14 protein-coding genes and 1 tRNA gene are annotated in these 13,920 nt (G+C 68.6%); 5 read left to right on the forward strand and 10 right to left on the reverse strand.

Annotation, left to right across the window (positions count from 1 at the left end):
- Window positions 1–18 precede the first annotated feature (18 nt).
- Window positions 19–1,071 carry an SDR family oxidoreductase gene (locus ACFXQA_RS01515; RefSeq protein ID WP_394518023.1) on the reverse strand — a complete coding sequence of 351 codons (1,053 nt, stop codon included), beginning with the start codon at window positions 1,069–1,071 and terminating at the stop codon, window positions 19–21.
- Window positions 1,072–1,156: 85 nt separating this feature from the next.
- Between ACFXQA_RS01515 and ACFXQA_RS01520 the strand changes: the two genes are divergently transcribed.
- Window positions 1,157–1,471, forward strand: coding sequence for an ArsR/SmtB family transcription factor (locus ACFXQA_RS01520; protein ID WP_394518024.1), 315 nt, complete (start codon window positions 1,157–1,159; stop codon window positions 1,469–1,471).
- 40 nt (window positions 1,472–1,511) lie between these two features.
- On the opposite strand, the gene ACFXQA_RS01525 is transcribed toward ACFXQA_RS01520, so the two are convergent.
- A tRNA-Thr gene (locus ACFXQA_RS01525) sits at window positions 1,512–1,584 on the reverse strand.
- 33 nt (window positions 1,585–1,617) lie between these two features.
- On the reverse strand, window positions 1,618–2,586 hold the full coding sequence (locus tag ACFXQA_RS01530; protein ID WP_394518025.1) for a DsbA family protein: 969 nt from the start codon (window positions 2,584–2,586) through the stop codon (window positions 1,618–1,620).
- A 247-nt stretch (window positions 2,587–2,833) separates the two neighbouring features.
- Between ACFXQA_RS01530 and ACFXQA_RS01535 the strand changes: the two genes are divergently transcribed.
- Complete coding sequence (locus ACFXQA_RS01535) at window positions 2,834–3,937, forward strand: ABC transporter ATP-binding protein (RefSeq protein ID WP_394518026.1); 1,104 nt, start codon at window positions 2,834–2,836, stop codon at window positions 3,935–3,937.
- A 94-nt stretch (window positions 3,938–4,031) separates the two neighbouring features.
- On the forward strand, window positions 4,032–5,336 hold the full coding sequence (locus ACFXQA_RS01540; protein WP_394518027.1) for a DUF4032 domain-containing protein: 1,305 nt from the start codon (window positions 4,032–4,034) through the stop codon (window positions 5,334–5,336).
- A 91-nt stretch (window positions 5,337–5,427) separates the two neighbouring features.
- On the opposite strand, the gene ACFXQA_RS01545 is transcribed toward ACFXQA_RS01540, so the two are convergent.
- The 3 genes from ACFXQA_RS01545 to cysS are packed head-to-tail and all read right to left on the reverse strand — an operon-like array spanning window position 5,428 to window position 8,535.
- Window positions 5,428–6,069, reverse strand: a complete 642-nt coding sequence (locus ACFXQA_RS01545; protein WP_394518028.1) for an NAD(P)-dependent oxidoreductase — start codon at window positions 6,067–6,069, stop codon at window positions 5,428–5,430.
- Between the two features lie 38 nt (window positions 6,070–6,107).
- Entirely contained in the window at window positions 6,108–7,109 is a 1,002-nt protein-coding gene (gene rlmB / locus ACFXQA_RS01550; protein ID WP_394518029.1) for a 23S rRNA (guanosine(2251)-2'-O)-methyltransferase RlmB, read from the reverse strand.
- Entirely contained in the window at window positions 7,102–8,535 is a 1,434-nt protein-coding gene (cysS, locus tag ACFXQA_RS01555) for a cysteine--tRNA ligase (protein ID WP_394518030.1), read from the reverse strand. Before cysS ends, rlmB begins: the two co-directional genes overlap by 8 nt.
- Before the next feature lie 62 nt (window positions 8,536–8,597).
- Between cysS and ACFXQA_RS01560 the strand changes: the two genes are divergently transcribed.
- Window positions 8,598–9,518, forward strand: a complete 921-nt coding sequence (locus tag ACFXQA_RS01560; RefSeq protein ID WP_394518031.1) for a DMT family transporter — start codon at window positions 8,598–8,600, stop codon at window positions 9,516–9,518.
- A gap of 16 nt (window positions 9,519–9,534) precedes the next feature.
- Here the strand turns inward: ACFXQA_RS01560 and ispD are convergent, their stop codons facing one another.
- Together ispD and ACFXQA_RS01570 are read right to left on the reverse strand one after the other, a co-directional pair.
- A complete protein-coding gene (gene ispD, locus ACFXQA_RS01565; RefSeq protein WP_394518064.1) occupies window positions 9,535–10,728 on the reverse strand; it encodes a 2-C-methyl-D-erythritol 4-phosphate cytidylyltransferase in 1,194 nt (397 codons plus the stop codon).
- A gap of 26 nt (window positions 10,729–10,754) precedes the next feature.
- Window positions 10,755–11,237: a CarD family transcriptional regulator gene (locus ACFXQA_RS01570; RefSeq protein ID WP_394518032.1), complete on the reverse strand. Its 483-nt coding sequence runs from the start codon at window positions 11,235–11,237 to the stop codon at window positions 10,755–10,757.
- 131 nt (window positions 11,238–11,368) lie between these two features.
- Between ACFXQA_RS01570 and ACFXQA_RS01575 the strand changes: the two genes are divergently transcribed.
- Window positions 11,369–11,875 carry a DNA modification methylase gene (locus ACFXQA_RS01575; protein ID WP_394518033.1) on the forward strand — a complete coding sequence of 169 codons (507 nt, stop codon included), beginning with the start codon at window positions 11,369–11,371 and terminating at the stop codon, window positions 11,873–11,875.
- Window positions 11,876–11,929: 54 nt separating this feature from the next.
- Here ACFXQA_RS01575 and ACFXQA_RS01580 read toward each other — a convergent pair whose 3' ends face one another.
- Both ACFXQA_RS01580 and ACFXQA_RS01585 read right to left on the reverse strand, forming a co-directional pair.
- Window positions 11,930–12,613, reverse strand: a complete 684-nt coding sequence (locus ACFXQA_RS01580) for a winged helix-turn-helix domain-containing protein (RefSeq protein WP_394518034.1) — start codon at window positions 12,611–12,613, stop codon at window positions 11,930–11,932.
- A complete protein-coding gene (locus tag ACFXQA_RS01585) occupies window positions 12,610–13,827 on the reverse strand; it encodes a sensor histidine kinase (protein ID WP_394518035.1) in 1,218 nt (405 codons plus the stop codon). Before ACFXQA_RS01585 ends, ACFXQA_RS01580 begins: the two co-directional genes overlap by 4 nt.
- Window positions 13,828–13,920 lie beyond the last annotated feature (93 nt).

Here is a 13,920-nt window from a genome sequence, read left to right on the forward strand (position 1 = left end):
CACGCGATCACCGCGCGATCACGGGATCAGCCTGCGGTCGCGCAGATCTTGGAAGATGCGGAGGAACATCGCCTCGGTGTCGACGAACTGGTGGAACCCCGCCCGACGACTCTTCGACGTGTCGGCGATCACGTCGTAGTCCCACCCGAAGACGAAGTCGCCGAACGCCCAGGACGACACGTCCGAATACGGCGTGGGGACGAGCCCGTGCCTCGCGATCATCTCGTCCCACAGCTGAGCTTTGTCAGCCATGACCTCGGTCAGGCTCATCTGCAGCGGCGGGGCGGTGTCCAGCTCGAAGAACGCCGCGAGCTTCGGCCACATCGCCGACCAGCGGAACAAGTCGCCGTTCGTGATGTTGTACGCCTGGTTCCGGCTCTCCGGGTTCGTGGCCGCCCACGCGGTTGCTCGGGCGAGCAGGTCGGCGTCGGTCATCTCGATGAGCGACGTGTAGGCGCCGGCCTTCCCCGGAAACCGGAGGGGCACTCCGAGCTCTTTGCTCATCGAGGCGTAGACGGCGATGACCATCGCCAGGTTCATCGGATTCCCCAGCCCGACGCCGGCGACGACCGACGGCCGTAGCGCCGACCAGGACCACGAGGCGCCCACCTGGCGCCGTTCCAGGAACTGCTGCTGGTCGACGTTGAACTCCGGAGGCATGTGAGGCGGATCGTCTTCTTTCGCGGGGGTGGCGAAGGGCCCGAGGTGTGCGCCGTAGACCTTGTATCCCTGCATGAGACTGATGTGCTCGAGGCGCGGCGCGACGGGTTCGATCGCGTCGACGACGTTCGTCAGCATCGCGAGATTGGGTGCGACGAGTTCGGCCCAGGTCGGCCGATCCTGATACGCGGCGTAGAAGATGTGGGTCACGTCCATCAGGTCCCGCAACTTTTCCGCCGTGCCCGCCCGATCGAGCAGATCGATCGACCGGTGTCGCACGTGGCCGCCGTCGGGTCCGCCGCGGCGCGAGAGCCCGACGATCTTCCAGCCGCCCTCCCGTTCGAGATGAGTGATCAGGTTTCCCCCGATCACGCCCCGTGCTCCGACGACCAGTGCTTTCCGCTCCGTCATGCTCATCCCATCGTTAAATCGTGATTTACCGATCTAAGAGGTACCACACCATCGGTTAATCGCGATATTGCGATACCCTGGCGGGGTGACGGAGTTGACGGATGAGCAGCGGGCGGCGGCGTTCAAAGCGCTCGGGCACCCGACTCGACTGGCCATTCTCGGCTGGCTGGAAGAGCCCGGGTCGTTCCCCCCGCAAGATCGGCCGGCGGAGGAGGTCGGTGTGTGCCTGAAGCACATTCAGGCACGTGCGGGCGTCTCGCAGTCCACGGCATCGCAGTTCATGTCGACGCTGCAGCGTGCCGACCTCGTCACGTGCACGCGGATCGGCCAGTGGTCGCACTACCGCCGCAACGAACACACCCTGGCGGCCCTCGGCCACGCCCTCATCGCGAGCGGGTAAGCATCCGGCGATACAGCCGTCGCGCTCCACGTCTCCTCTGTGCCGACTACAGGACTTGAACCTGCAACCCCCGTATTACAAGTACGGTGCGCTACCAATTGCGCCAAGTCGGCGGAGCGAACAGTCTATCGGCGCGACGAACGTGCTTACGGAGCGACGGATGCTTCAGCCGTCGGCGTGGCAGACGGGGTCGCCGTCGGAGTCGGGGTCGGAGTCGCCGTGCTGAAGTACGCGTCGCTGGCGACGGCGAAGACGAACTGCTGGAACTCCTTGGGGTCACCGAGGGCCCCGACGTACGGGGTTCCGTTGACGAGAACCTTCGGTGTGCTGTCGAGCGTGAGGTCGTCGGTGTCGGGCAGGCCCTTGAGCGCGCGATCGGTTGCGGCCTTCGCCCAGGCGGCGAACTCCTCGTTCTCGATGCACGAACGCACCGTCTCGGGGTCGACGACGCTCGAGCCCTGCGCGAGGTCGGCGAGCTGGTCGTCGGTCAGCCCGTCGCTATCGATCTCGGGCTGAGCGCGCAGCAGCTCGTAGTTGAACTCGAAGAACTGCGCCGGCGAGTGGGTCGCGACGCACGCCGCCGCACTGGCGGCACGCAACGAGTACTTCGTGCCGTTCGACTTCGCCGTGAGCATGGCGACCGGGTAGTACGTCAGCGAGGCGGTGTCGTTGCTCACCCACTGCGAGAGCTGCGATTTGTTCGCGAGCTGGAACTCCCGGGCGCCCGTCGAGAGGTAGTCGACGTAGACGCGGATGTCGACGACCGGAGCGGCCGTCGGAGTCGCGGTGGGAGTGGCCGTCGCATCCGGTTCCAGAGGCGTCGCCGCGGCTTCGTCGAGCGAACCGCTGTTCGACGTATCCTCGAGGCCCGAAACGGCAAAGCCGTCTTGCTCGGCATTCGCGGGCTGCGCCTGCGGGATCGAGGCATTGGAATTGAGCGCCCATGCGACGGCGAATGCGGCCGCGCCGACGAGGACGAGGGCGCTCGCGCCCAACAGCACACTGCGAAGAACACGCAGGCGCGACTGCTTCGTCTGAACCTGCTGCGCTTTCTCGCGGACGGCCTCTCGGCGGTCGCGCTTCGCGGGCACGTTCGGGGACTCGTCGTTGGACATGAAACCTTCTGGAAAGACGTGCGCCGGGCTCGGGCCCAGCGTGCCGCGCAAGAGGGCGGCCGATGGTCGATGCTAACGAGGCAGGCTGGGAAAAGCCCAGACGACGGCACATCGAGAGCAGGCGACCTGCGGCGATCGACGTGTCATAATGACCCTGCGCCCTCAGGTGTGCGCACGGGGTTCCACCCCGCTCATTCCATCACTACGGATCGTCCGGCACGTACCTGCCGGTGAAGGAGAAGAGATCATGGCGTCCGTCACGTTCGACAACGCAACCCGTCTGTACCCCGGAGGCACACGCCCCGCGGTCGACAAGCTCAACCTCGAGGTCGCAGACGGCGAGTTCCTCGTCCTCGTCGGCCCCTCCGGCTGCGGCAAGTCCACGTCGCTCCGCATGCTGGCCGGCCTCGAAGAGGTCAACGAAGGCCGCATCCTCATTGGCGACCGCGACGTCACCGATGTTCCCCCGAAAGACCGCGACATCGCGATGGTCTTCCAGAACTACGCGCTCTACCCCCACATGACCGTCGCCGAGAACATGGGCTTCGCGCTGAAGATCGCCGGTGTCGGCAAAGACGAGCGTGCCACCCGCGTGCTCGAGGCTGCGAAGCTCCTCGACCTCGAGGAGTACCTCACCCGCAAGCCGAAGGCGCTCTCCGGTGGACAGCGTCAGCGCGTGGCGATGGGTCGTGCGATCGTCCGTCAGCCGCAGGTGTTCCTCATGGACGAGCCGCTGTCGAACCTCGACGCCAAGCTCCGCGTGCAGACCCGCACCCAGATCGCGTCGCTCCAGCGCCGCCTGGGCGTCACGACCGTCTACGTCACGCACGACCAGACCGAGGCGCTCACCATGGGTGACCGCATCGCCGTGCTCAAGGACGGCCTTCTGCAGCAGGTCGGCACGCCCCGCGACCTGTACGAGAAGCCGCGCAACGTGTTCGTCGCCGGCTTCATCGGCTCGCCCGCGATGAACCTGTTCACGGCCGACCTGGCCGAAGGCGGCGTGAAGTTCGGCGATTCGATCGTCGGAATCGAGGCCGATACGATCGGCAAGGCCAACGGCTCCGAGGTCACCATCGGTGTGCGCCCCGAAGACATCCAGGTCTCGCCCGCCGACGGCCGCGGTCTCAAGGTGGTCGTCGACCTCGTCGAGGAGCTCGGCGCCGACGGCTACCTGTACGGGCACACCGAGGTCGCCGGCAAGCGCACCGACCTCGTCGCCCGCGTCGACGGCCGCAACCACCCGAACGCCGGCGAGACGGTGACGCTGGCGCCGGTTCCCGGTCACATGCACGTCTTCGACGTCCAGTCGGGCGAGCGCCTGAACGACAAGGCGATCACCTCCGCCTGAGTCATCCCGCCTCAGCGCAAGAAGCATCGTCGCGGCGCGTCCGTCGGTCCCCGAGTGGCCGAGGGCGCGCCGCGACCATTTTCAGGAAGGCCCCGTGACCGACTCCCTCAGCATCACCGCCAGCTCCGTCGACCCGGGGCTCCTCGCCCTGCCGTGGTCGACGCCCCTGGCCGACTGGCCGAGCAGCGCGATCGTGTTCCTCCCCAAAGGGCTCTCCCGCCACCTCGTGCGCTTCGCCAACCTCTCCGGGCGGGTCGTGGCGATCAAAGAGACGACCGAAGAGATGGCGCGCCGCGAATACGACATGCTCGGCAACCTCCACCGGCTCGATGCCCCGTGCGTCGAGCGGGTGGCCGTCATCGCCGGACGAACGGATGCTGCGGGCGAGCCGCTCCCGGCGGCGCTCGTCACCGCGCACCTGCGCTTCTCACTGCCCTACCGCGCACTGTTCACCCAGGTGCTCCGGCCGAACACCGCCACCCGTCTCGTCGACGCGCTGGCGGTTCTGCTCGTGCGCCTGCACAACGTGGGGTTCTTCTGGGGCGACGTGTCGCTGTCGAACACGCTCTTCCGCCGCGATGCGGGTGCCTTCGCCGCTTATCTGGTCGACGCCGAGACGGGCGAGCTGCACGAGAGCGGCCTGACCCGCGGGCAGCGTGAGCACGATCTCGACGTCGCACGCACGAACATCGCGGGCGAGATCATGGATCTCGAAGCGGGCGGGCGCCTCGAGGGCGGTATCGACGCCGTGCAGATCGCCGACGGCATCATGTCGTCGTACTGGTCGCTGTGGGCCGCCCTCACCGACCAGGAGACGTTCACCGTCGACGAGTCGTGGCGGATCACCGAACGCGTGCAGCGACTCAACGCCCTCGGCTTCGACATCGGCGAGATGTCGATGCAGACCACGTCCGACGGCACGTTGGTCTCGATCGAGCCCAAGGTCGTCGACGCCGGGCATCACCAGCGCCGCCTCATCCGTCTGACCGGCCTCGACGTCGAAGAGAACCAGGCGCGGCGCCTGCTGAACGATCTCGACGAGTTCCGCGCGCGCGTGTCGCGCCTGGGCGCCGACGAAGAGATGGTCGCCCACGAGTGGCTCACGCGTGTCTTCGAACCCGTCGTCATGGCGATCCCGTTCGATCTGCGCGCCAAGCTCGAGCCCGCCGAGGTGTTCCACCAGGTGCTCGAGCACCGCTGGTACATGTCACAGGCGCGGGGCCGCTCGGTCCCTCTCGCCGAGGTGCTGACGTCGTACATCGACGATGTGCTCCGTCACCGCCGCGACGAGGCGACCCTCATGGGCCCTCCCACCGACACCCTGTCGATACCCGTCGTCACCGGCAGCATCCCCGCCCCTGATCCGACCGAGCAGGTCGACTGGCGCGACCTCGTCTGACGCGCCACCCGCCGAAACCCCGACGGGCCGGCGAGACCCCGACATTTCTGCGTGGGTCTCGCCGGCCCGTCCGGGTCTCGCGCTCAGAGGTTCAGTAGCCGACGGTGAAGCGGCCGCGCGGATGCTTCGGCGACTCGATCTCGTCGATCACGGCGACGCCCAGATCGGCGCCCGAGAGGAACGATTCGCCGTCTGCTCCGACGACGAGGACGTCGCCGCCGTCGCGGTAAGAACCCGTGCGCTCACCCGGGGCCCAGACGCCGAAGCCGCCGGCGGGGTGGATGTAGAACCAGTCGCGCGAGATCGGGGTCTCGCTCAGGTCATCGAGGATCTCGACGGCCTCGCGCGCTTCGGGCTTGTAGTCCTCGGTGAAGCCATCCGTGTCGATGAGGCGCGGACCGCCTTCGGCGACCAGGCTTCCGCCAGCACCGCCGATGACGCCGACCCGCACCGTCTCGGGGAGGCCGGCGACGAGCTGGGCGACCGCCGGACGCACCTTGCCGAGCATGTCGCCGCGCGCGGGAACGGCCACCACGACGAGATCGACGCCTTCGAGTTCGGCGACGAGACTCGGAACGTCGAGAAGCGTGCCCTCGATGTAGGTCGCCCCCTCGACGCGCTCACCTGGCACGGTGCGCGCGACCGAGACGACGGTGTGTCCGCGGCGCACGGCCTCGGTGACGATGTGGCTGCCGGCGTAGCCGGTGCCTCCGATGACAGCGATTCGAGCCATGATCTTCCCTTCGATCGGTGAGCGGATCAGTGCGGGCGTCACTCGCGGACGGCGCGGAGCATCGAGACCTGGTACAGCGCGACGGACGCCGCGATGCCCGCGTTGAGCGACTCCGCGGCAGCGGAGATGGGGATGGACACGATCTGGTCGCACGTCTCGGTGACCAGGCGCGACAGCCCCTTGCCCTCGGAACCGACGACGATGATCACGGGGCGGTCGGCGAGCTCGAGCGCGGGAAGCGACACGTCGCCTCCGCCGTCGAGGCCCAGGACGAACACGCCCTGCTTCTTGAAGTCCTTCAGCGTCGCGGTGAGGTTCGGGGCGAGTGCCACAGGAACGCGAGCCGCGGCGCCAGCACTCGTCTTCCAGGCGGCAGAGTTCACACCGGCGGAACGCCGCTGCGGAATCACGAGGCCCTGTCCGCCGAATGCGGCGGTCGAGCGGATGATGGCGCCGAGGTTGCGCGGATCGGTGACACCGTCGAGCGCGACGAGCAACGGCAGTTCGCCCGAATCGACGATCTTCTCGAGGAGGTCTTGCGGGTGGGCGTACTCGTACGGCGGCACCTTGAGCGCGACGCCCTGGTGCACGCCGTCGAACCCGGCCATGCGGTCGAGCTCGGGGCGGGTGACCTCGAGCACCGGGATCTGCCGGTTCGTCGCGAGTGACAGCATCTCTTTCACCCGGTCGTCCATCTCGACGCGCTGGGCGATGTAGAACGCGGTCGCGGGGATCTTCGCCCGGAGCGCCTCGAGCACCGAGTTGCGCCCGGTGACCGTTTCGGTGTCGTCGTCCTGCTTCGGACGCCCGCCGCGACCGCCGGTGTTGCCGGTCGCCCGAACCGCCGGGCGCCCCTTACCGCCCGCCGCGGTGAAGCGCTCCTGGGCCGCCTTGCGCTTGCCCGCGGGGTGCCAGGCGCGCTCTTCGGCCTTCGGTGTCGGTCCGCGCCCCTCGAGCGAGCGGCGGTTCTTGCCGCCGGTGCCCTTCGTGGGGCCCTTCTTCTTGCCACGCCCGGCGGACGGGTTTCCGAAACTAGCCACGGTTCACACTCCAATGGGTCCCGTCGGGACCGTCTTCGAGGACGATGCCGGCCGCCGCGATCGCGTCGCGGATGCGGTCGGCCGTCGCCCAGTCTTTGCTCGCGCGCGCGTCGGCGCGCTGATTGATCATGGTGACCACGAGGGCGTCGAGGGCGGATGCTTCTCCCCCGCCACCGCCCGTCGCCCAACGCGGGTCGAGGGGATCGAGGCCGAGGATGCCGGTCATCACCGCGACGGAGGCGAAGGCCTCAGCGACCGCCTTCTCGTCGCCGCGCTCGAGGGCGACGTTACCCTCTCGCACGGCATCGTGAATCGCCGCGAGGGCCTGCGGCACGCCGAGATCGTCGTCCATCGCCGACGCGAACCGTTCAGGAACCGACGCCTCGGCAGACCAGCGGCCTTCGGCCGGGGTGAGCAGGCGTGCAGCGCGCTCCTGGAAGGAACGGATGCGCTCGAGCGCGGCCTCGGCCTCGTCGAAGGCGCGATCCGAGATGTCGAGGTTGGAGCGGTAATGCGCCGCACCGAGGGCGTAGCGGACGACCAGCGGGTCGCGGCTCGAGAGCACCTCGTCGGCGAGGACGAAGTTGCCCAGCGACTTCGACATCTTCTGGCCGTCGACGGTGACGAGTCCGTTGTGCACCCAGTAGCGAGCGAACGCGTCGCCCGCGGCGGTGGACTGCGCGAGTTCGTTCTCGTGGTGCGGAAACCTGAGGTCGAGTCCGCCACCGTGGATGTCGAACTCATCGCCGAGGTAGCGACGCGACATCGCCGAGCACTCGATGTGCCATCCGGGTCGCCCCGCGCCCCACGGGGAGTCCCAGACGGCACTCTCGGGTTCGCCGGCTTTGGCGCCCTTCCAGAGCGCGAAGTCGCGCGGGTCGCGCTTGCCCCGCGGGTCGGCGTCGGCGGCCGGCTCCATCGCGTCGAGCGACTGGCGGGTCAGCGAGCCGTAATCGGCCCACGACCGCACGTCGAAGTACACGTCGCCCGCCGCATCCGTGGTTCCTGAGCCTGTCGAAGGGTACGCGTGGCCGGCGTCGATCAAGCGCGCGATGAGTTCTTGCATCTGCGGGATGGATGCGGTCGCGCGCGGCTCGTAGGTCGGGGGCAGAATACCGACGGTCGCGTACGCCCGCGAGAAGGCGAGCTCCATCCGGTAAGCCAGCGCCCACCAGGGCTCCTGCTCCGTCGCGTTGGCGAGAACCTTGTCGTCGATGTCGGTGACGTTTCGCACGAAGGTGACGCGTCCGAAACGGTGGGTGAGCCAACGACGCAGAATGTCGAACGCGAGCGCCGCGCGCACGTGTCCGATGTGCGGGCCCGACTGCACCGTCGGCCCGCAGACGTACAGGGTGACATTCCCGGGGTCGAGAGGAGCGAAGTCGCGCAGGGCCTGCGCCTTCGTGTCGTACAGCCGGATAGTCACCTTCCCAGACTACCCGGGGCCCTCGCGGCGTTCCGGATCGGTGGACCCGATAGAACTAGAGGGTGCTCGCCCTGATCGCCGTCGTCGCGGCCGCCGTCCTGTTCGGCACCACCGGCACCGCGCAGGCGCTCGGCCCGGCCGACACCACTCCCCTGGCCGTGGGCGCGATCCGCCTCGCGATCGGAGGAACGGCCCTCGCGGTGGTCGGCCTGTCGCTCGGTGCTCGATCACGCCGCCGGGCGTCGGCGCCGCCGCGGCCGGCGCTCGGCGCGCTCGGTCTCATGACGGTGACCGGCGTCTGCCTCGCGCTGTACCAGCCGCTCTTCTTCCTGGGGACCGAGCGCAACGGCGTGGCCGTCGGAACGGTCGTCGCGCTCGGATCGGCGCCGGTGATCGCCGGACTGATCGAGTGGGGGCTGACGCGACGGCGACCGTCCGCCGTCTGGATAGCCGCCACCGCCCTCGCGCTCATCGGTGTCGTCGTCCTCACCGTCGGCGCGGACGGTGGGGGAACCGGCGCCGATCCGCTGGGGTTCGCCGGGTCTATCGGGGCGGGAGCATCGTTCGCGATCTTCGCCAACGCCCAGCGGCGGCTGATGGACGGTGGCTGGGATCCGTTCACGGTCGCCGGCGCCATGGGTGCGATCGCGGCTCTGGTCGCGTTCGTGGCGCTGCCATTCGTCGATCTCGCGTGGCTGTCGTCACCCGGTGGGCTCGCCGTGGCCCTCTGGCTCGGACTCGCCACCATCACCGTCGCGTACACGCTCTTCACCTGGGGGCTCGGGCGCCTCACCGCCTCGGTCGCGGCGACGCTGACCCTGGCCGAACCGCTGACCGCCGGCATCCTCGGGGTGACCGTGCTGGGTGAACGACTGTCCGCGTCGGCGATCGGGGGGCTCGTGGTGCTGGGCGCGGGCCTCCTGCTTCTGGCGCTCGGCTCTCGAGCGCGCCGCGACCCGAAGCCGTTCGCCGTCGAGGGCTGACCCGATCGGACGCGTCTCAGGCGGGGAGAAGAAGCGCGACCGCCGTCGCCGACACACCTTCACCGCGGCCGGCGAAGCCGAGTCCATCGGTCGTGGTGGCGCTCACCGACACCTGCGCGCCCCCGAGCGCGGCCGACAGCACGGCCTCGGCCTCGGACCGGCGGGCGGCGAACCGTGGGCGGTTGGCCTGCACCTGCACCGCCACGTTGCCGATGCGCCAACCGGCCTCGTCGAGCAGCGCGCGGGTACGTGAGAGGAACGCCTCGGCGTGAGCGCCGACGTACTCGGGGCGGTCGGTGCCGAAGTGCGTGCCGATGTCGCCGAGACCCGCGGCGCCGAGCAACGCATCGACCATCGCGTGCGCGACGGCATCGCCATCGGAGTGCCCCGAAAGGGCGGGCTCGTCGGGCCATTCCAGACCGGCGAGCCACAGGGCGCCGTCGCCGCCGAAGCCGTGCACGTCGGTGCCGAGCCCCACGCGCGGGAAGACCTGGGGGGCCGTGAGCGTCGCGGGCGACGCAGGAGCCGGGGACACCAGGTGCCGTGCCCGATCGAGGTCGGCCGCCGTGGTGATCTTGAACGCGAGGGGGTCACCCTCGACGATGGCGATGGGGTGCCCGGCCGACGCCACGAGCGCAGCGTCATCGGTGTACTCGTGATCGGCGACGCGATACGCGGTGTCGAGGATGTCTCGACGGAACCCCTGCGGTGTCTGCGCCGCCACGAGGTCGGAGCGCTCGACGGCTTCGCGTACGCGGGGCCCGTCGGTGCGCTTCACGGTGTCGACGACCGGAAGCGCCGGCAGTACGGCCGGGAGCCCGTCGTAGAGCGCGGTGAGCACGCGTGCGAACAGACCCGCCGGAGTGAGCGCCCGGGCCGCGTCGTGCACCAAGACGTACTCGACGTCGGGCCACAGGGCACGAAGCCCCGCCGCCACCGACTCTTGACGCGTGCTTCCGCCCGCGACGACCGTGACCAGGTCTCTGCGCGTTCCCGCTGCCGCCAACGCATCGGTCAGCGCATCGCCCTGGTGGGTGGCGGGCGCGACGACGATGACCTGCGCCACCTCCGCCTCGAACACGCCCCGTAGGGCGTGCCGCAGGATCGACGCGTCGTCGATACCGACCATCGCCTTCGGTCCGCCGGCGCCCAGGCGTGTGCCCGAACCTGCGGCGACGACGATGATGGCGACGTGGGGAACGGGCAGCATGCTCACGCCGCCCACGTTATCTGCCTCTAGGAGGCGAGAACCTCATCGAGGACGAGACCCGCTCGCTCCTCGTCGGTCTTCTCCGCCAGCGCGAGCTCGGAAACGAGGATCTGCCGGGCCTTCGCCAGCATCCGCTTCTCGCCAGCCGACAGGCCACGATCCTGGTCGCGGCGCCACAGGTCGCGGACGACTTCGCTGACCTTGATCACATCGCCCGACGCTAGCTTCTCGAGGTTCGCCTTGTAGCGGCGCGACCAGTTGGTCGGCTCCTCGGTGAAGGGCGCTCGAAGAACCTCGAACACGCGGTCGAGACCCTCCTGGCCGATGACGTCTCGAACGCCGACGAGGTCGACGTTCTCTGCGGGGACCTCGATGATCAGGTCGCCCTGCGTGACGTTGAGCTTCAGGTACTTCTTCGACTCGCCACGAATAATCCGGTCCTTGACCTCGATGATCGTGGCTGCACCGTGGTGCGGGTAAACGACCGTCTCGCCAACCTCAAAAAGCATGCAGTTGTGTCCTTTCGGCAACGTCCAGGATACCACAGGCAGGTTTGCGCTAGAGTTCTCCACCCCCGGTCGCGGGCGGGGGTGAACGAACGGTCGCTCCCAGGATCGGGCGGCCCCGTAGACTGCATGACATGCCGTCTGCACTGCTGGGAGGAACCGTGAAATCGCGCCTCATCGCGTCCGTCGCACTGAGTGCCGTCGTTCTCGTCGGAACGAGCGGATGCGCCCTGGTCTCCACCCAGGCGACCGAGATCTCGTACTCGGCCAGCGACGGTGTGAACATCCCGGACTCCGGCCCGCTCGTCGTGCGCAACGCCCTGATCATCAGCGATCCCGAAGGCGAGTCGGCCAACATGATCGCCGCGATCGTCAACGAGTCCGACGACCCGCAGACCCTCCGCCTCGAACTGGGCGAAGGAGCGACGGCGCAGACCGCGACGGTGCGCGTCGGTCCACGCGAGACCGTCAGCCTCGGGAACACCGCCGAAAACGTTCCGCCGTTGCAACTCGACGAGATTGACGGCACACCGGGGTCGACGGTCGCGGTCTACTTCCAGTCGGGCGATTCCGAAGGCGTGCTGTACCAGGTTCCCGTCCTCGACGGTGAGCTCGACTACTACAACGACCTCCTCCCGTAACGACCGCGGGCCCCTTCCCGAAGGAAGAAGCCCGCGTCGGCTGCATCGAGGCGTTCAGCCTTCGAAGCGGTAGCCGAGTCCTCGCACCGTGACGAGCATGTTCGGTTCGCTCGGGTTCTGCTCGATCCGTGAACGGATGCGCTTGATGTGCACATCGAGCGTCTTGGTGTCGCCGAAGTAGTCGGTGCCCCACACGCGGTCGATGAGCTGACCGCGTGTCAGAACACGCCCCGCGTTGCGCATGAGGACCTCGAGGAGTTCGAACTCCTTGAGGGGCATGCTGATCTCGTTGTTCTCGACCGACACCGTGTGCCGATCGATGTCGAGCGTGACCCGCCCCCCGTTGAGCACGCGGTCGTCGAGGTCGGACTCGACCTGCGCGTAACGACGGAGCACGGCGCGCATGCGGGCGAGGAGTTCACGGGCTGAATAGGGCTTCGTGACGTAGTCGTCTGCGCCGAGCTCGAGACCCACGACGATGTCGACTTCGGAGTCTTTCGCGGTCAGCATGATGATCGGAACCGTGGTGCTCAGCCGCAGCTGGCGTGCCACCTCGGTGCCGGGCATACCGGGCAGCATGAGGTCGAGCAGCACGATGTCGGCTCCGCGGTCACGGAACGCGGAAAGAGCGACAGCGCCGTCTTCGGCGATCTCGACCTCGTACCCTTCCCGACGCAGCAGGTAGGCCAGGGGATCTGCGAGATCGGGTTCGTCCTCGACGATAAGCACACGAGTCATACGGTGTCTCCCTTCACGGGGGTGGAACGGGTCGCCGCGGTCGCCTTTCGGGCTTTGCGGCGCACCTTGGTACGCGGCGCCTCGTAATCGGGCGCTTCGGTCAGGGGGAGGCGGATGGTGAACGTCGATCCACGGCCCGGGCGCGACCACAGCCGCACCTCACCGCCGTGGCGCTGCACCGCGTGCTTGACGATCGACAGGCCGAGGCCCGTGCCACCCGTGCGCCGCGATCGCGCCTGGTCTGCGCGGTAGAACCGCTCGAAGACGCGGTGCTGGTCGCTCTCTTGAATGCCGATGCCGCGATCCGTGACGGCGATCTCGACGATCTGCTCGATCGCCTTCACCCCGACCCCGACGCTCGAACCCTGCGGCGAATACGCGATGGCGTTCGCGATGAGGTTGCCCACGGCCTCGCTCAAGACCTGCGCCTCGCCGCGTACGTAGAGACCGCGGGTGCCGCCTCGGACGATCGATACCTGCGCGGAGTCGGCCTGCAACGTGTGGGCGTCGACGGCGCCGGCGACGACCTCGTCGATCGACACGTCTCGCACCTCGGTCAGCTCGGCGGAAGCCTGCAGACGCGAAAGGCTCATGATGCGGGAGGTGAGCGCGCCCAGGCGGGAGGCTTCTGCGCTCAGCCGCGCCGTGAAGATGCGCACCTGGTCGGGGTCGTCGGCGGCCATCTCGATGGCTTCGGCGAGAAGACTGACCGCGCCCACGGGCGTCTTGAGTTCGTGGCTCGTGTTGGCGACGAAGTCGCGTCGCATCTCTTCGACGCGCTCCCGCTCGGTGATGTCGCGGACGAGCACCAGGGTGAGCCGCGGCGAGATGCCCGTCGCACGCGCGGCGACCAATCTCGGCTCGGAGGGCGCGGCGCCGCGGTGCAGGCGCAGATTCTCGGTGACCGGCGCGCCCGTGTCGCGGGCCGCGCGCGCCATGGCTCGCACCTCGTCGCTGGGGATGACCTCGCCCACCCGCATGCCGAAGACCTCTGCCGGGGCCGAGGCCGCCAGCACGGTCGATGACGCATCGGTGACGATCGCGGCGTCGTCCATCGCGTGCAGCACCGCCGACACCCCGGGGGGAACGTCGTCGGACGTCCGCGCTCGCGCGGTGTCGCGCATGCGGAACGCCAGGAAGATCAGTGCACTCACACCGCCCCCGACGACCGCCCCCACGAAGAGGGCGAGCAGCACAAGCTGCGTCTGATCCATACCCCAAGGGTAAACGGCAGGGAGCGTCAACCCCCGCGCAGTCCAGGTCGTACCCCGATCGCACGCGTTACTGTTCACTCCTAAGGCACCGCT

Source organism: Microbacterium shimangi, assembly GCF_043556445.1.
Classification (GTDB): Bacteria; Actinomycetota; Actinomycetes; order Actinomycetales; family Microbacteriaceae; genus Microbacterium.